General features: G+C 67.7%; 17 protein-coding genes. 8 read left to right on the top strand and 9 right to left on the bottom strand.

The window, feature by feature from the left end; translation table 11 throughout:
* Positions 1-37: 37 nt before the first annotated feature.
* The 4 genes from G6N67_RS27780 to G6N67_RS27765 form a co-directional block, all read right to left on the bottom strand.
* Positions 38-619, bottom strand: coding sequence for a TetR/AcrR family transcriptional regulator (locus tag G6N67_RS27780; protein WP_110798618.1), 582 nt, complete (start codon positions 617-619; stop codon positions 38-40).
* A gap of 164 nt (positions 620-783) precedes the next feature.
* Positions 784-1671: a tRNA pseudouridine(55) synthase TruB gene (gene truB, locus G6N67_RS27775; protein ID WP_036436963.1), complete on the bottom strand. Its 888-nt coding sequence runs from the start codon at positions 1669-1671 to the stop codon at positions 784-786.
* A complete protein-coding gene (gene pptT / locus G6N67_RS27770) occupies positions 1668-2333 on the bottom strand; it encodes a 4'-phosphopantetheinyl transferase PptT (RefSeq protein WP_036436962.1) in 666 nt (221 codons plus the stop codon). The genes truB and pptT overlap by 4 nt, the downstream gene beginning before the upstream one ends.
* Before the next feature lie 28 nt (positions 2334-2361).
* Entirely contained in the window at positions 2362-3318 is a 957-nt protein-coding gene (locus G6N67_RS27765; protein ID WP_036438391.1) for an ACP phosphodiesterase PptH, read from the bottom strand.
* A 149-nt stretch (positions 3319-3467) separates the two neighbouring features.
* On the opposite strand from G6N67_RS27765, the gene G6N67_RS27760 reads away from it, so the two are divergent.
* Both G6N67_RS27760 and G6N67_RS27755 read left to right on the top strand, forming a co-directional pair.
* Positions 3468-4052 carry a DUF3558 domain-containing protein gene (locus G6N67_RS27760; RefSeq protein WP_036436961.1) on the top strand — a complete coding sequence of 195 codons (585 nt, stop codon included), beginning with the start codon at positions 3468-3470 and terminating at the stop codon, positions 4050-4052.
* 42 nt (positions 4053-4094) lie between these two features.
* The gene (locus G6N67_RS27755) at positions 4095-5741 is read left to right on the top strand and encodes a CocE/NonD family hydrolase (RefSeq protein WP_036438390.1); all 1647 of its coding nucleotides are present in this window, start codon (positions 4095-4097) and stop codon (positions 5739-5741) included.
* On the opposite strand, the gene G6N67_RS27750 is transcribed toward G6N67_RS27755, so the two are convergent.
* Complete coding sequence (locus G6N67_RS27750; RefSeq protein WP_229479916.1) at positions 5730-6293, bottom strand: DUF1802 family protein; 564 nt, start codon at positions 6291-6293, stop codon at positions 5730-5732. The two genes, G6N67_RS27755 and G6N67_RS27750, sit on opposite strands and share 12 nt — an antisense overlap.
* On the bottom strand, positions 6290-6556 hold the full coding sequence (locus G6N67_RS27745; protein WP_036438388.1) for a DUF2277 domain-containing protein: 267 nt from the start codon (positions 6554-6556) through the stop codon (positions 6290-6292). The genes G6N67_RS27750 and G6N67_RS27745 overlap by 4 nt, the downstream gene beginning before the upstream one ends.
* Positions 6557-6592: 36 nt before the next feature.
* On the opposite strand from G6N67_RS27745, the gene G6N67_RS27740 reads away from it, so the two are divergent.
* From G6N67_RS27740 to G6N67_RS27730, 3 genes are all read left to right on the top strand, one after another.
* Complete coding sequence (locus G6N67_RS27740; protein WP_036436960.1) at positions 6593-7351, top strand: enoyl-CoA hydratase; 759 nt, start codon at positions 6593-6595, stop codon at positions 7349-7351.
* Positions 7352-7418: 67 nt separating this feature from the next.
* Entirely contained in the window at positions 7419-8336 is a 918-nt protein-coding gene (locus G6N67_RS27735) for a hypothetical protein (protein WP_131524778.1), read from the top strand.
* A gap of 187 nt (positions 8337-8523) precedes the next feature.
* Positions 8524-9363 carry an EamA family transporter gene (locus G6N67_RS27730; protein WP_230022219.1) on the top strand — a complete coding sequence of 280 codons (840 nt, stop codon included), beginning with the start codon at positions 8524-8526 and terminating at the stop codon, positions 9361-9363.
* On the opposite strand, the gene G6N67_RS27725 is transcribed toward G6N67_RS27730, so the two are convergent.
* The 3 genes from G6N67_RS27725 to G6N67_RS27715 are packed head-to-tail and all read right to left on the bottom strand — an operon-like array spanning position 9350 to position 12539.
* Positions 9350-10189: a sugar phosphate isomerase/epimerase family protein gene (locus tag G6N67_RS27725; RefSeq protein WP_036436955.1), complete on the bottom strand. Its 840-nt coding sequence runs from the start codon at positions 10187-10189 to the stop codon at positions 9350-9352. The two genes, G6N67_RS27730 and G6N67_RS27725, sit on opposite strands and share 14 nt — an antisense overlap.
* Complete coding sequence (locus G6N67_RS27720) at positions 10186-11367, bottom strand: dihydrodipicolinate synthase family protein (RefSeq protein ID WP_051579107.1); 1182 nt, start codon at positions 11365-11367, stop codon at positions 10186-10188. The genes G6N67_RS27725 and G6N67_RS27720 overlap by 4 nt, the downstream gene beginning before the upstream one ends.
* Positions 11368-11372: 5 nt before the next feature.
* Positions 11373-12539, bottom strand: a complete 1167-nt coding sequence (locus G6N67_RS27715; protein WP_036436945.1) for a Gfo/Idh/MocA family protein — start codon at positions 12537-12539, stop codon at positions 11373-11375.
* Positions 12540-12715: 176 nt separating this feature from the next.
* Here G6N67_RS27715 and G6N67_RS27710 point away from each other — a divergent pair, with 176 nt between their 5' ends.
* The 3 genes from G6N67_RS27710 to G6N67_RS27700 all read left to right on the top strand — a co-directional run bounded on the left by G6N67_RS27710 (position 12716) and on the right by G6N67_RS27700 (position 15794).
* Positions 12716-13747 carry a LacI family DNA-binding transcriptional regulator gene (locus tag G6N67_RS27710; RefSeq protein ID WP_036436942.1) on the top strand — a complete coding sequence of 344 codons (1032 nt, stop codon included), beginning with the start codon at positions 12716-12718 and terminating at the stop codon, positions 13745-13747.
* Positions 13748-13859: 112 nt separating this feature from the next.
* The gene (locus G6N67_RS27705; RefSeq protein ID WP_036436939.1) at positions 13860-14735 is read left to right on the top strand and encodes an ABC transporter permease; all 876 of its coding nucleotides are present in this window, start codon (positions 13860-13862) and stop codon (positions 14733-14735) included.
* 27 nt (positions 14736-14762) lie between these two features.
* Complete coding sequence (locus tag G6N67_RS27700) at positions 14763-15794, top strand: ABC transporter substrate-binding protein (protein WP_036436932.1); 1032 nt, start codon at positions 14763-14765, stop codon at positions 15792-15794.
* Positions 15795-15802: the final 8 nt, after the last annotated feature.

The raw sequence follows: 15802 nt of genomic DNA, 5'->3' as shown, positions 1-15802 counted from the left end.
GACGAATTTCCGAGACCAGGCCGCTACGCGGCACGGCTTACGACGAGATCTCGGCGTTCAAGGTGTCGGAGAGCATGCGGCCGAGGTGCACACACACCCTGTCCCACCGCTTTCTGGCCCGCTTGGGATCGCGATCTGCAAAGCTCGACAGCAGAATCCCCCGCAGTGCATCCATTGCCGTGTACGCCAGGTCGCGCAGTTCCTTCTGCGCCGCCCGATCCGGGACCAGTTGCGCGAGCGCTCCGACCAACGCGCCGGTGACGATCGGCTCGACCCGCTCGATCTGCGCGGCCAGCACCTCATCGGTGCGCGCCGCCACCCAGAGTTCAAGCGTTGCAACGAATACCGGACCCTGATGGGACTCCCACAGATAGTCCAGCACCATCGAGGCCGGGTCCGGGCTCGCGGCCACGCGGCCGAGGTCACGGACGGCGGCTTGAGCGCGCTGCTCGGCAAGGTGCTCGATCGCAGCCACCACGAGATCTTCCTTGGACCGGAAGTGGTGGACTTGCGCTCCACGCGTGACACCGGCAACCTCGGCCACTCGCTGCGTGGTCGTGCCCGCATAGCCGTAGGTGACGAGGCATTCCACGGTGGCGTCGAGCAAGCGCGTTCGCATGGCGGCGCTGCGTTCGGCCTGCGTGCGCCGCTTGGCCGGCCCGTCCACTCGTGCGGTCACCGCTGCATCTTACGTCGTCAGGCCATGCACACCGGGCATGAAACCATCAAACTGGTATCTAAGTTGACCGGTGGCGATACAGCCCTCGTCGGGATCGTCGCCTCCTACAACGTTGCCGGACGCAACACCACGACGTTCTTGGTGCGCGACGAGCCATCCTGCAGAAGAGCGATCACCTGTCCGCTGGGTGCGGTCGCGGCGTAGACGCCGTCAATCCCGGCTGGTTTGAGCGGCCGGCCATGCCTGGTGTCCTCGGCCTCCGCCGCGGTCAGGTCGCGACGCGGGAAGCCGACCAGGCAGGCCTCGTCGAGCGTGTAGCTCAGCCGCGCCTGGTCGGCAAGCTCGTCGAGGGTGCGCGCCTCGTCGAGGCCGTAGCGACCAACCTTGGTGCGCCGCAACGCGGTCAGATGTCCGCCCACACCGAGCGCGGCACCGACGTCGCGGGCCAGCGCCCGAATGTATGTGCCGGAGGAACAGTCCACCTCGACGTCCACGTCGACGAACTCGTCGACATGTCGCACGGCGAGGACGTCGAACCGGTCGATGCGCACGGGCCGGGCCGCCAGTTCGACGGTCTGCCCTTCCCGGGCCAGCTTGTAGGCCCGCTGGCCGTCGACCTTGATCGCGCTCACCGCAGAAGGCACCTGGTGAATGTCGCCGCGCAACGCCGCGACCGCTTCGGCGATCTGCTCCCCCGTCACGTGCGAGGCTGAAAAAGATTGCACCACTTCACCTTCGGCATCCTCGGTGGTGGTGGTCTGGCCGAGCCGAATGGTGGCGGCGTAGGACTTGTCGGTCGCGGTGAGCAGCCCGAGGATCTTGGTGGCGCGCTCGATCCCGACCACCAGCACGCCGGTCGCCATCGGATCCAACGTGCCGGCGTGGCCGACCTTGCGCGTACCGAACAACCGTCGGCACCGGCCCACGACATCGTGGCTCGTCATGCTCGCCGGCTTGTCGACGATGACCAGGCCGGCTTCGGGGCCGCTCACAGGACGATCGCCGTCAACGTGACACCGTCCCGCACCGACCAGCGTCCCTCGAGCGCGGTCAACGGTGGACCGTGCTCGGCCGCGGGGTCGATGAGAATCCGCGACCGAAACCCACCTGTGACGCCCGATGCGTCCACGCCGAAGGTGATGTGCGCGTCCTCGAACCCGAGCCACCGATGCGTCAGCGGGTACCACGCCTTGTACGTTGCCTCCTTGGCGCAGAAGAGGATTCGATCCCAGTGCAGGCCGTCGGGCATCCCGCCGAGCTCGATACGCTCGGCGGGCACGGTGATCGCGTCGAGCACGCCGTCAGGCAGCACATCGTGTGGCTCGGCGTCGATCCCGACCGATCGCACCTCGCCCGCCCGGCCGACCACCGCGCCGCGGAAGCCCTTGCAGTGGGTCAGGCTGCCGACCACACCGTCGGGCCAACACGGTTCGCCCTTGTCGCCCTTGAGGATCGGGACCGGGCCGATGCCCAACTCCCCCAGCGCCTGCCGCGCGCAGTAGCGCACCGTGACGAACTCGTTGCGGCGCTTGGCGACTGCGCGCGCGACCAGCGGCTCTTCCTCGGGCAGCGGGGCCAATCCCGGCGGATCGTCATACAGTTCGGCCGAGGCGACCGAGTCGGGCAGCACCTGGGCCAGCAGCGTGCCCGTCATATTGCTCTGCTCTTCGCGCAAGCGCTCATCACCCGCGCCTCTGGCTGATCCGGTCCTGCATCTGCTTGGCGTGCGTGCGCATCTCGGCCGTGATCTCGAAATGTCCGCCGAACTCGTTGAGGTAGCCGGGTGCGTACTTCGGATCGGGCAGGATCTGCCGCAGCCACCGGTACGGCTTGCGCCGCCGCCATTCCCGGGGATAACCGACCGAAACCTCTTCGAAGCGCACGTCGTCATACCAGGTGGTGCGCGGAATGTGCAGATGCCCGTACACCGAACAGATCGCGTTGTAGCGCGTGTGCCAGTCCTTGGTCGCCGTCGTCCCGCACCACAGCGAGAACTCGGGGTAGAACATCGCCTCGCAGGGTTCCCGGACCAGCGGGAAATGGTTCACCAAGACCGTCGGCGTGATCCAGTCGAGGTCTTCGAGGCGCTTGCGGGTCTGGCTCACCCGGTCGCGACACCACGCGTCACGTGTCGCGTACGGCTCGCACGACAGCAGGAACTCGTCCGTCCCGACGACATTCTTGTCGCGCGCGATGGCCAGGCCCTCGGCCTTGGTCGCCGCACCGGCCGGCAGGAACGTGTAGTCGTAGAGCAGGAACATCGGCACGATCGTGGCCGGGCCGCCCTGTTCGGTCCACACCGGATACGGATGCTCGGGGGTGATGATCCCCATCTGGTCGCACATGTCGACCAGGTAGTCGTAGCGGGCCCGCCCGAAGATCTGCATCGGATCCTTGTTGGTGGTCCACAGCTCGTGGTTGCCCGGCACCCAGATGACCTTCGCGAAGCGCTTGCGCAACAGGTCGAGCGCCCACCGGATCTCGTCGGTGCGTTCACCGACGTCGCCCGCGACGATCAGCCAATCGTCGGGTGAAGCCGGATACAGCGACTCGGTGACCGGCTTGTTTCCGGTGTGTCCGGTGTGCAGATCGCTGATCGCCCACAGAATCGGCTGTCGATCTCTCGACTCCTGGTCCATCACCACAACCGACCAGCCTAGCGGCGCGCCCGGTCGCGAACCGCCCGCCAACTAGAACAGGTTCTCGTTTATGGTCGAGTCGGCCGCCGCGGACCGCTACACTCCCGGCAAGCCGGGGATGAGTTCTCACCGAACCGCAAGGGGGTTTCATGGCCGCCAGGCTGCGCCTGTTGTCGGCGTTGTGCGCGCTGGTCGCAGCAGTGATCGTGGTCTGGCAGACGACACCGACGGCCGGTTCCGGCTCCGGAGTCCTGCGTCTGGAAGCCACCGATCTGCCGATGACCAACGTGTCGACGACCATCAAGTGGCCGGTGATCGAAACCACGGACCCCTCACCGTTCGATCCGTGCCGCGACATCCCGCTGGACGTGGTCCAGCGGATCGGCCTGGCCTTCACGCCGCCCACCCCGGAAGACAGCCTGCGGTGCAAGTACGACGCCGGCAACTACCAGATGGCCGTCGAGGCGTTCGTGTGGCGGACCTACGAGGCGACGATTCCCGCCGACGCCCTCGAGCTGGACATCGACGGTCACCGTGCCGCGCAGTACTGGATCATGAAGCCCACCGATTGGAACGACCGGTGGTGGATCACCTGCATGGTGGCGTTCAAGACCAGCTACGGCGTGATCCAGCAGTCGCTGTTCTATTCGCCGATCTACTCCGAGCCCAACCCCGACTGCCTGCAGACCAACATGCAGCGGGCCCACGAACTGGCGCCGTACTACAAGTTCTGAACCAACTGATTAGCAGGCTTAAGTAGGCTCGGTGTGGTGACCGTGACTACCACTGCCCCGGCGGCCGCCCGCCGGACCGTCAGTCGGCTGCTGGGGCTGCCACCCCACACCACCACCTTCACCGTGCACCAGCGCCTGCGTGTCCCGATGCGCGACGGGGTCGACCTGATCGCCGACCACTACGCGCCACACACCGAAACGCCCGCAGGAACGCTGCTGGTGCGCGGCCCGTACGGGCGCCGGTTCCCGTTTTCGGCGCTGTTCGCACAGGTGTACGCCGCCCGCGGCTACCACGTCGTGCTGCAGAGCGTGCGTGGCACGTTCGGATCCGGCGGCGAGTTCACGCCCATGGTCCACGAGAAGGCCGACGGCGCCGACACCGTGGCATGGCTGCGCGGGCAACCGTGGTTCACCGGCAGCTTCGGCACGATCGGTCTGTCCTACCTCGGGTTCACCCAATGGGCGCTGCTGTCGGATCCGCCGCCGGAACTCAAGGCCGCGGTGATCACCGTCGGGCCGCACGATTTCCAGGCCTCCGCGTGGGGCACCGGCTCGTTCACCCTCAACGACTTCCTCGGCTGGAGCAACATGGTCGCCCACCAGGAAGACCCGGGGCTCGCGCGCACGATTCTGCGGGAATGGCGCGCCCCGCGTGCGGTCGCCAGGGCCACCGACCGATTGCCCGCGGGACAGGCCGGCCGGACCCTGCTCGGCGCCGGTGCGCCCTGGTACGAGACGTGGCTGGACCATCCCGACGCGGAGGATCCGTTCTGGGACGCGCTGCGATGCCCCGAGGCGCTCGACCGCACGTCGGTGCCCGTCCTGCTGGTCGGCGGCTGGCAGGATCTGTTTCTGGAGCAGACGCTCGCGCAGTATCAGCACCTGCGGCGGCGGGATGTCCCGGTCGCACTGACCGTCGGATCCTGGACCCACACCCAGGTAATGACCAAGGGCGCACCGACGGTGCTGCGGGAATCGCTGGACTGGCTGGGCACGCATCTTGCCGGGAAGCCCGCGGTGGACCGCAGCCCCGTGCGCATCCACGTCACCAACCACGGCTGGGTCGACCTGCCCGACTGGCCGCCGCGGCAGACCGATCACGAGTTGTTTCTACAGCCGACGGGACGGCTGGCCGGCGTCGCACCCGCCGAGACCGCGCCGCCGTCGACGTTCACCTACCACCCCGCCAATCCCACCCCGACCATCGGCGGCCGGCTGCTGGCTCGTGAGGGTGGTTACCGCAACGACAGCCGGCTCGCCGAGCGCAGCGACGTGCTGACGTTCACAGGTGACCCGCTGCCCGCCGATCTCTTCGTGACCGGCAACCCGGTCGTGGAGTTGGCGCACAGTTGCGACAACCCGTACCACGACATCTTCGTGCGAGTCAGCGAGGTGGACGCGAAGGGGCGCTCCCGCAACGTCTCCGACGCGTTCCGCCGGCTCAACAACCACACCGGGCCGGTGCGCCTGGAATTGGACGCGGTCGCACACCGCTTCAGGGCAGGTTCGCGGATTCGGCTGATGATCTCGGGCGGCTCTCATCCCCGTTTCGCGCGCAATCTCGGTACCGCCGAGCCGGTCGTCTCCGGTTCACGCATGGTCCGTGCGACCCACACCGTTCATCACGGCCACGGTGGGCTTTCGCGACTCGTGCTGCCGGCCGGGTCACGCCCGCCGTCAGCCGACTGAGCTCCGAACCCGGGCGGCGACGTCGCGCAGCGCGGCGTCGCCGTGCACCGGTGGCCGCCAATCGGCCTGCACGGGCAGCTGTACCCAACTCTTGCATCCGGCGTAGTCGGGCGTGCGGTCCAGGCGGACCGGCTCCGCCAGCGCACTGACCTGCACCACCAGCACGGCAAGCCGATGCCGTGGCCGGAAATCCAACCGGTCGGCCTGCACCGACTCCCGCGTCCAGATGTGCATGGACTCGAGAGCATCGATGGCCTCCGGATGGTTGACCTCAATGGTGTCAACCACTTTCGCGCCGGCCCGGATGATCAGCGCGTCCTCGGTGCTGTCGGCCGCCGCCGGGACGAGCAGGTCACGGTGTTCGGGGCGAACCCGCTCGGCGTGGCTGTGCGCAACCGTCGGGAACAGCAGGAACTGTCCGCTGTTCACGGCGAACCGCTTCTCGTGGATGCCGCCTTTGCGCAGCAGGATGGTTTGCCTGCCGTCGAGCAGCGCATGCACGGCCGCGCTCCATTCCTTGAGCGCGGGTTGAGTCAGCGCGGTCGTGCTCACTTCGCCGCAAGCCGCGCACGAACCTCGGGACGGCGCAGCGGCGGAACGGTTTTCGGCGGTTGACGGCGCGGGGCCAACCCGGTCAGCAGACGCGTCGTGGTCGCGGTCACCTCGGCGACCGCGGTCTCGAAAGCGTCCACATTGGCTCCGGTCGGGCGGGTGATACCACTGACCTTGCGGACATATTGCCTGGCAGCGGCTTCGATCTCCTCGTCGGTTGCGGCGGGCTCAAGCCCCCGCAGCTCGGTGATGTTGCGGCACATGTCCCCACGATAGGTGCCCCGCGATAGGTTCATGCCATGACCGACGCCGCCGTCCTGCTTACCGAAACCACCGATCGGATTCGCACCCTCACACTCAACCGGCCGCAATCCCGTAATGCGCTGTCGGCCGAGTTGCGAACGGCGTTCTACGCTGCGCTGCACGCCGCGCAGGCCGACGACGACGTCGACGTCGTGATCCTCACGGGCGCCGATCCGGTGTTCTGCGCCGGGCTCGATCTCAAGGAACTCGGTGACACCACCGAGTTGCCCGACATCTCACCCAAGTGGCCCGCCATGACCAAGCCCGTCATCGGCGCGATCAACGGCGCAGCGGTGACCGGTGGCCTCGAATTGGCGCTCAACTGCGACATCCTGATCGCCTCCGAACACGCGAGGTTCGCCGACACCCACGCCCGGGTGGGCCTGCTGCCGACGTGGGGCCTCTCGGTCCGGCTGCCGCAGAAGGTCGGTGTGGGCCTCGCGCGCCGGATGAGCCTCACGGGCGACTACCTCTCGGCCACCGATGCCCTGCGCGCCGGGCTGGTCACCGAGGTCGTGCCGCACGACGAACTGTTGACGGCGGCCCGCGCTGTGGCGGCCTCGATCGTCGGCAACAACCAGGCGGCGGTGCGTGCCCTGCTGCACTCGTATCACCGCATCGATGCGTCCCAGACCAACGCCGGGCTGTGGATCGAGGCCGAGTCCGCGCGGGCCTGGATGGCCGGTGCGACCGGCGACGACATCGCGGCCAGCCGCGCGTCGGTGTTCGAGCGCGGCCGCGCGCAGGTGCGCTGAACAGCGTCGCGACTCGGCGTCCAAAAATCCGTGGACGCGAGGGCCTTCCCGGACGATGCTGGCTCAGATGCGTCTCGGTACCCGATGGCCCTCGCTGTCAGACCAGATCGACGTCGCGGCCGCACTCTACGGCGACCACGGCGACGCCCTGGTCGACGAGTGGTTTGCCGAACAAACCGACCGGGTCGGCAACCTCGCGTTCGGCCGGACATTCTCCGACCACATCACGCTGCCCGGCATCGAACCGGCCGATTACTCACATCGCCGGATTCGTAGTTCCCGCGGTGATCTCATCGGAGGGATCCGGTTCTACAGTCGCGACGTGACACGGCCTTTCGTGGAAGTCGCCGCACACAGCTTCGATGACGTTGCCGCACTGGGCGACTGCGTCGCCGCGGAGTGGGCTGCGTTCAGACCGCCATACCTGCGCCTGCGAACCCGTCCCGGCCGCCTGACCGGGCCGGGCGTGTTGCTCGACGTCAGCATCCATGTCGCTCGGTATCGGGACATGGCACCACCCGACGGGCGTGTTCGACTCGACCGCTTCAACAGTGCCGATGAGGCCATCGACCTCGTGGAGCGCCGGTACGCACACGTCGCCGGGCATCAACCTGCGTTGGCGCGCAACATCTCTGCGGCCGACTCGGCCGACCTGAGGCGTTGGCATGACGACGGACTGCTGCGCGCCATCCGCGCACGTGATGTCAGCGTCGGGGTTCTTGCCATCGCACCGGGCGCGATCGGCTGGATCACCGGCGACGAGATCAACGAAGAGGTGATCGATGCCGGGCACAACGGCAACGGCTACGCGGCGTCGGCCCAAACCGCTTGGGCTGTAGGTGTTGCCACCGATCGGGCCCGAATGTTGATCGGCACCATCGATCGACACAACCCCGCGTCCCGCAACACCGCCGAACGTGCCGGAAGGCCACGCGTGCTCGACGACGTGTTCGTCTCACTGAGGGGCCCTGCCCAGGCGCACTGAGCTCACAGGTAAGTTGGACATCGATCGCGCCTAGGGTTCCGCCGGCCGTCCGCCATGGATCGACAATCAGGACGGTTCGGGACTGGACCGAGCGGCGCCTGGACAGACGTCCACAGCTGACGGGGCAAAAGCCTGGAGGCTCCATCGCCCACGCCCCTATCACGGGGCCGACCCGAGGAGCCTCTCGTTGTCCGTTCCGATCATGCTCGCGGTCCTGCTGTCCGCACTCATGCACGCCGTGTGGAATTCACTGGCCCACGCCATCCCTGACCGGCTGGTGGGTTTTGCGCTCATCGGTCTGGTCGACGCGGTGGGTGGCGCGGTGATGATCGGGATCGGCGGGTTGCCGCCTGCCGGGGCCTGGCCGTACATCGTCGCGTCGGCGGCCGCCCACGTTGTGTACAACCTGCTGTTGCTGGCGAGTTATCAGCTCGGCGAGTTCAGCCAGATGTACCCGCTCGCGCGCGGCACCTCGCCGTGGCTGGTCGCGGTGATCGCCGGGGTCTTCCTCGGCCGCGAGCTACCGGTGGCCGAACTGATCGGCGTGCTGACCATCTCGGCCGGGCTGATCGGCCTGGTCCTGGCCGGTGGCTTGCCGCGGCGCAAAGACGTTCCCGCGCTGACAGCCGCGCTGCTGACCGGCGTCACCATCGCGGGCTACACGGTGGTCGACGGTGTCGGCGTTGCCCATTCACCATTGCTCGCCTACGCGGGCTGGATGTTTCTGCTGCAGGGCCCGCCGCTGGCCATCATCGCTGCCGTTCGCCGCGGGCCACGGCTCGCCGGCGCCGTGCGCGAGTGCGCGGTGCCGGGCCTGGCCGGCGGGGCCATCTCACTCGCGGCGTACACGATCGTGCTCGCGGCACAGACCACCGGCGCGCTCGCACCTATCGCTGCACTGCGTGAGACCAGCATCGTGTTCGGCGCGCTGATCGGAGCGGTGTTCCTCGGCGAGCGGCTCGGTGCCCGTCGAGCCGTGGCCGCCGGTGTGGTGCTGGCCGGAGTGCTGTTGATCAGCCTGCCGTGAGCGCGGGCGCCACCAGATCGCGATAGCGCTGCTTCATGGTCTCGATCACGGCGTGTCCGGCTGTCGCCCAGATCTTTTCGTTGAAGATCTCGACCTCGACGTCGCCGTCGTACGCGGCATCGCGCACCAGCGCCGTGATCGCCGCGAAGTCGATCACGCCGTCCCCCATCATGCCGCGCGACACCAAGGGGTCGGCGGCCATCGGCACCAGCCAGTCGCACACCTGGTATGCGCTGATGCGCTGTTGCGCCCCGGCTTCCGCGATACCCGCCGCGAGGTCCGGATCCCACCACACGTGGAACGTGTCGACGACGACGCCGACGGCCGACGCCGGGTAGGGGGCCGCCAGTGCGAGTGCCTGAGCGAGCGTCGAGATCACCGCGCGGTCCGCGCAGAAGACCGGGTGCAGTGGTTCGAGCGCGAGACGGACGTCGTGCTCGACGGCGTACGGCACCAGCTCGTCGAGCCGGTCGGCCACCCGCCTGCGTGCCTCCGGAAGATCACGGTCGACGAGACCGCCCACCACCAACACCAGTTCGGCCGTCCCCAGAGTGGCCGCCTCTTCGATCGCGCGCCGGTTGTCGTCGAACGCCGCGGTCGCGTCGGCTCCCGTGAGGAATCCACCGCGGCACAGACTGGAGACCCGCAATCCGTGCTCGCGCACCAGCTTTGCCGCGGTGTCCAGGCCCGCCTCGGCGACCCGGTCGCGCCATAGGCCGATCGCCCCGAGACCGGCACCGGCGGCCGCCTCGACAGCCTCGCGAAGCGTGAAACCCTTGGTGGTCATGGTGTTCAGCGACAACCGGTCGTAATCCGCGGTGCTCATGGCCGCACTCCGTTCAGCTCAAGAAACATCCGCATCCGGTGTGCGGCCAGCGCCGGATCGGTCAGCAGTCCGGCCCGGTCGGCAAGCACGAACAGTTCTGAAAGGTGCGGAACCGAACGGCCGCCGGCCAATCCGCCGACCATCCCGAATCCGGGTTGCCGGCCGTTGAGCCAGGACAGGAACGCGATCCCGGTCTTGTAGTAATAGGTGGGTGCGGTGAAGATGTGCCGGCCGAGCGCACGCGTGGACTCCAGGATCGCTCGTGCGTTGTCGGCATCGCCGGCATCGAGTTCCTGCAGGGCCGCCGATGCGGCCGGGTAGATCGCCGCGAAAATGCCGAGCAGGGCGTCGGAGTGGCCGTGCTCGTCACCGACGATCAGCTCCGGGTAGTTGAAGTCGTCGCCCGTGTACAGCCGGACCCCGGCGGGCAGGGCACGCCGCAACGCCACCTCGTGATCGGCATCGAGCAGCGAGACCTTGACGCCATCGATCTTGGCGGCATTGGCGCCGATCAGCTCCAGGAAAACCTGTGTCGCGGTTTCGGTTTCGGCGCTCCCCCAGTAGCCGCGGAGCGCGGGATCGAACATCTCCCCGAGCCAGTGCAGGATGACGGGCTGATCGACGTCCGACAGGACCGCGTCGTAGACCGTCAGGTAGTCGCTTGGGGACTGCGCGGCCCTGGCCAGCGCCCGCGATGCCATCAGGATCACCTGTGCACCGGCCTCGCGCACCACCTCCACCTGCTCGCGGTAGGCGTCGGCGATCGTCCTCAGACCAGCCGCACCCGATGAAACATCGTCGAGTGCAAGCTGATCGGTCCCCGCTCCGCAAGCCAGCCGACCGTGCGCGGCAGCGGCCTCCCGACCGCTGCGCCGGATCAGCTCACGGGTGGCGGCCCAGTCCATTCCCATGCCGCGCTGCGCGGTGTCCATCGCATCGGCCACGCCGAGACCGTACGACCACAGCTCGCGGCGGTACGCCAGCGTGGCGTCCCAGTCCAGGTCGGCCGGCGCGCCCGGGGTGTTGTCGGCCAGTGGCCGCGGAACGACATGCGCGGCGGCATAAGCGATCCGCGACGTGATGGGATGTTCCGGCCGGTGCCAGGAGCCGGGCTCCCCGAGCTCGAAGGTCCGCAATTGCCCGTCGATGGGCAACGACACCGTGGTACCGGTCTGGATCAGGGTCACAGCACGATCTCCGGAACCTCGATGCGGCGGCCTTCCGCCGAACTCTGCAAACCCAGTGCGGCCAACTGGACACCCCGCGCCGCCGAGAGCAGCCCGTATCGGTGCGGACGGCCGGCCAGCATGTCACGCAGGTATTCCTCCCACTGCAACTTGAACCCGTTGTCCAGATCAGCGTTGGCCGGCACCTCCAGCCACTGGTCGCGGAACGGCTCCGTGACGGGCAGATCGGGGTTCCACACGGGTTTCGGTGTATGCGAACGGTGTTGGGCGACGCACCGGCGAAGCCCGGCGACCGCGGAGCCGTGCGTACCGTCTACCTGGAACTCGACCAGCTCGTCACGGTAGACCCGGACCGCCCATGACGAATTGATCTGAGCGACGATGCCTCCCGCCAGTTCGAAGATGCCGTAGGCGGAGTCGTCAGCGGTCGCCGCATAGGGCTCGTGCGCTTCGTCCCACCGGGTGGGGATGTGTGTCACCGCCTTGGCGGTCACGGCCTCGACCTTGCCGAGGATTCCTTCCATCACGTAGTTCCAGTGACAGAACATGTCGACGGTGATCCCGCCACCGTCTTCAGCCCGGTAGTTCCAACTCGGCCGCTGGGCGGGCTGGCCGTCGCCCTCGAACACCCAGTAACCGAACTCGCCGCGCATGGACAGGATGCGGCCGAAGAAGCCCTCGTCGACCAGTCGACGCAGTTTGACCAGGCCGGGTAGATACAGCTTGTCGTGCACGACTCCGGCGGTGATGCCGGCGTTCTCTGCCATCCGCGCGAGTTCGACTGCCTCGGTGAGGGTTTCCGCGGTGGGCTTCTCGGTGTAGACGTGCTTGCCCGCCTTGATCGCCGCGGTCAGCGCCTCGACCCGGCGTGAGGTCACCTGCGCGTCGAAATACACGTCGACGCTCGGGTCGGCGATGACGGCGGCGAGGTCTGTGGTCCAGTGCTCGATGCCGTGCTCGGCCGCCATGTCGGCGAGCTTGTCCGCGCTGCGCCCGACGAGGATCGGCTCGACGGCCACCCGCGTGCCGTCCGCCAGGACGAGGCCCGCATCGCGGAGCGGCAGGATGGACCGGACGAGGTGTTGGCGGTAGCCCATGCGTCCGGTGACACCGTTCATCGCGATGCGCACGGTGCGGCGGGCGGTGCCCGAGGATGTACTCATTCCAGGGAAGCCTTCTGTGATGGGCCGGCGACGGCCGGCAAGCGCGGTCGATTGACTGACCTGCACCGACGAACGCCTTCGAGAGGGCGTTCGGCGATGTCAGCACTTCGGAATGCGCTTTCCAAGGTAAGCTCATGACGACGATCCGGTCAACCCCAACGACGTCGGGAGCGCACATGGCAGCGGTGAGATTGCAGGATGTGGCCGCGCGAGCAGGCGTTTCACTCGCCACCGCGTCACGGGTGATCAACGGGTCGAGCCGGGTACCCGGCGAGGGTGTCGCCGACCGCGTCCGCACGGCCGCAAGGGAACTCGGCTATGTGCCGAACGCGCAGGCACAGGCCCTCGCGCGGGCCGCGACAGGACTGCTCGGCTTGATCGTGCACGACATCGCCGACCCGTACTTCTCCTCGATCGCGCGCGGTGTGCAGACCGCGGCGCGGACCGCACGCAAGCAGGTGCTGCTGGCCAGTACCGACCGCGACTTCGACATCGAGCGCGAATCGGTCTCGACGTTCATCGCGCACCGCGCCGACGCCATCGTGCTGGCCGGCTCGCGCCAGAGTGGCGATCTCGACCGAGAACTCGAGGCAGAGTTCGACCGCTACCGGGTCAACGGCGGCAGGGTCGTGGTGATCGGCCAGCCACTGGCCTTCGGAGGTGCCGTCGAACCCGAGAATCACGTGGCTGCAGGCGATTTGGCCGATGCCCTGATGGCCGCCGGGCATACGCAGTTCGCGGTCATCGGCGGCCCGGGCAGCATCCGCACCGGAGTCGACCGACGCAATGGATTCGTCGAGGCGCTCGGGAGGCGCGGTCTCACCCCGCTCGTCGAGGTCTCGGGCGAATTCACCCGCGACGGCGGCCATTCGGCGGCGCGCCGGCTCGCGGGGGCACTGCAGCTCAGCCCGGGTGCTCAGGCCGAGCCGGTGTGCGTGTTCGCGGTCACCGACGTGATGGCCATAGGAGCCGTCGCCGCGTGGCGCGAACTCGGTCTGTCGGTGCCCGAAGACATCGGCATCGCGGGCTTCGACGACATCCCCACACTGCGCGACCACATCCCGAGCCTGACGACCGTGGCCCTGCCCCTCGAAGAGATCGGCGCGCGCGCAGTCGAGTTGGCGTTGCGCACTGACACGGAGTGCGATGACCTGCGTGAACGCGTTCCCGGACGGGTCATTCTGCGCGACAGCACCCGGCTGCCCTAGCGGGGCGCCGTTGACAGTGTGCGCTGGGTCACGTTATGGTCGAACCGCTTCGGAAAGCGCATTCCCAGATCGGGTTCCACTCCCGCGAATACTGCGACCTTAGGACTCATCCATGGCGGTAACCGCTTCGGCCGGGGTGCGCCCCTCCGGGTCTCCGGACTCCGGCCCGGCACCCCAGCGCCGAATCTTCTCCCCTGCCGTTTCGGCGCGACGCACGGCCTCGGCCCTGTGGCGGCCACTGGTGCTCGTCGCGGCACTGCTGGCCGCCTGGTGGGCCGTCACCGAGGCCCAACTCGTCGCGCCCTACATCCTCCCCTCGCCCGCCGACACCTGGCGCACCGCTCAGGAGAACGCGGCCTATCTGGCGCAGAACACCTGGGTGACCACCTGGGAGACCGTGATCGGGTTCGTCATCGCCGCGATCATCGGCGAATTCGTTGCGGTGATCATGATCTACTCGGCGAGCCTCGAGAAGACCGTCTACCCGCTGATCCTGTTCGCACAGGTCATCCCGAAGATCGCGATCGCGCCGCTGTTCATCGTGTGGCTGGGTTTCGGTCCGTCGCCGAAGATCCTGGTGGCCGTGCTGATGGCGTTCTTCCCCATCGTGATCTCGGGTCTGGCCGGTCTGCGTTCGGTGGACCCCGAGATCCTCGAACTGACCTCGACCATGGGCGCGAGCCGGTTCAAGACCTTCCTCAAGATCCGGTTTCCGGCTTCTCTGCCGCAGTTGATGTCCGGCCTCAAGGTCGCCGCCACCCTGGCGGTCACCGGCGCGGTCGTGGGCGAGTTCGTCGGCGCCAACGAAGGCCTGGGCTACGTGATCCTTCAGGCCAACGGAAACATCGACACCGCAATGCTGTTCGCGGCCCTCATCATCATGTCGGTGCTTGGCATCGCGCTCTTCGCGATCATCGAGATCGCCGAGAAGCTGCTCATCCCATGGCATTCCTCGCGCCGTACCGCCAAGTCCGCCACCTCCGCCTGATCCGCAACCACCCAGGAAACTAGAGCCATGACCTCATCTCTGCGCCGCACCACCGTTGCGCTTGCCGCTGCCGCGGCTCTCACCCTGTCCGCCTGTGGCGGCAGCAATTCTGAAAAGTCCCCCGCCGCAGACGGTTCGGCCACCCCGGCGACCCTGATGCTCAACTGGTATCCGTACGGCGAGCACGCGCCGTTCTATTACGGTGTGCAGGAGGGCATCTTCGCCAAACACGGCATCGACCTGACCATCGACGCGGGCCAGGGTTCGACCAAGACCGTGCAGGCCGTCGGCTCGCAACAGACCGACTTCGGTTGGGCCGACACCCCGGCCGTGCTGACCAACATCGACAAAGGTGTCAAGGTCAAGAGCACCGGTGTGTTCCTGCAGACCACGCCGTCGGCCGTACAGGTGTTCGCCGACTCGGGCATCGACGAGCCCAAAGATCTCGCGGGCCGCACCATCGCGGTCTCGGCAGGCGATGCCCCCACCACGACGTTCCCCATCTATCTGGACAAGGTGGGCGTACCCGCCGACCAGGTCACCCAGCAGAGCCTCGACGCCGCGGGCAAGATGTCGGCGATGCTGTCCGGGCGCGTCGACGGATTGATCGGGTTCGCCCACGACCAGGGCCCGACCATCGCCAACAAGAGCGGCCGGGAGGTGCGGTACCTGAAGTACTCTGACGCGGGGCTGAACTTCTACAGCAACGGTCTGATCGCCAACACCCAAACCATCAGCGACGACCCGGATCTCGTGCGGTCGATGGTCGATGCGACGAGTGAGGCATTCACCGCTGCCGCCGCGAATCCCGAGGCCGCCGTGCAGGCCATGGCAGGAAAGGATCCGCAGATGCCGCCCCGGGAGGTGCTGCTGGACCAGTGGAAGCAGACCATCCCGCTGCTGAGCACGCCCGCGACCGCCAACCAGCCGCCGGGCACCAACTCCAACGAGGACTGGACCACCACGATCACCACGCTGACCGACGCCGGATTGCTCAAAACCGCGAAAGACCCTGCGGAGTATTGGGACTCGTCGTTCGCCCCGAAGCCTCAGCAATAGCAGGAGCC

It is taken from the genome of Mycolicibacterium mageritense (genome assembly GCF_010727475.1).
GTDB lineage: Bacteria > Actinomycetota > Actinomycetes > Mycobacteriales > Mycobacteriaceae > Mycobacterium > Mycobacterium mageritense.
The sequence above is the reverse complement of the archived record's forward strand: the minus strand, read 5'-3'. Positions and strand labels throughout refer to the sequence as shown.

What these genes read in the sequence shown, in the direction of transcription:
- G6N67_RS27780 (WP_110798618.1), bottom strand. Translation starts at nt 619, where the DNA reads ATGCGAACGCGCTTGCTCGACGCCACCGTGGAATGCCTCGTCACCTAC.
- pptT (WP_036436962.1), bottom strand. Translation starts at nt 2,333, where the DNA reads ATGACGGGCACGCTGCTGGCCCAGGTGCTGCCCGACTCGGTCGCCTCG.
- G6N67_RS27765 (WP_036438391.1), bottom strand. Translation starts at nt 3,318, where the DNA reads ATGGACCAGGAGTCGAGAGATCGACAGCCGATTCTGTGGGCGATCAGC.
- G6N67_RS27760 (WP_036436961.1), top strand. Translation starts at nt 3,468, where the DNA reads ATGGCCGCCAGGCTGCGCCTGTTGTCGGCGTTGTGCGCGCTGGTCGCA.
- G6N67_RS27745 (WP_036438388.1), bottom strand. Translation starts at nt 6,556, where the DNA reads ATGTGCCGCAACATCACCGAGCTGCGGGGGCTTGAGCCCGCCGCAACC.
- G6N67_RS27740 (WP_036436960.1), top strand. Translation starts at nt 6,593, where the DNA reads ATGACCGACGCCGCCGTCCTGCTTACCGAAACCACCGATCGGATTCGC.
- G6N67_RS27735 (WP_131524778.1), top strand. Translation starts at nt 7,419, where the DNA reads ATGCGTCTCGGTACCCGATGGCCCTCGCTGTCAGACCAGATCGACGTC.
- G6N67_RS27725 (WP_036436955.1), bottom strand. Translation starts at nt 10,189, where the DNA reads ATGAGCACCGCGGATTACGACCGGTTGTCGCTGAACACCATGACCACC.
- G6N67_RS27715 (WP_036436945.1), bottom strand. Translation starts at nt 12,539, where the DNA reads ATGAGTACATCCTCGGGCACCGCCCGCCGCACCGTGCGCATCGCGATG.
- G6N67_RS27710 (WP_036436942.1), top strand. Translation starts at nt 12,716, where the DNA reads ATGGCAGCGGTGAGATTGCAGGATGTGGCCGCGCGAGCAGGCGTTTCA.
- G6N67_RS27705 (WP_036436939.1), top strand. Translation starts at nt 13,860, where the DNA reads ATGGCGGTAACCGCTTCGGCCGGGGTGCGCCCCTCCGGGTCTCCGGAC.
- G6N67_RS27700 (WP_036436932.1), top strand. Translation starts at nt 14,763, where the DNA reads ATGACCTCATCTCTGCGCCGCACCACCGTTGCGCTTGCCGCTGCCGCG.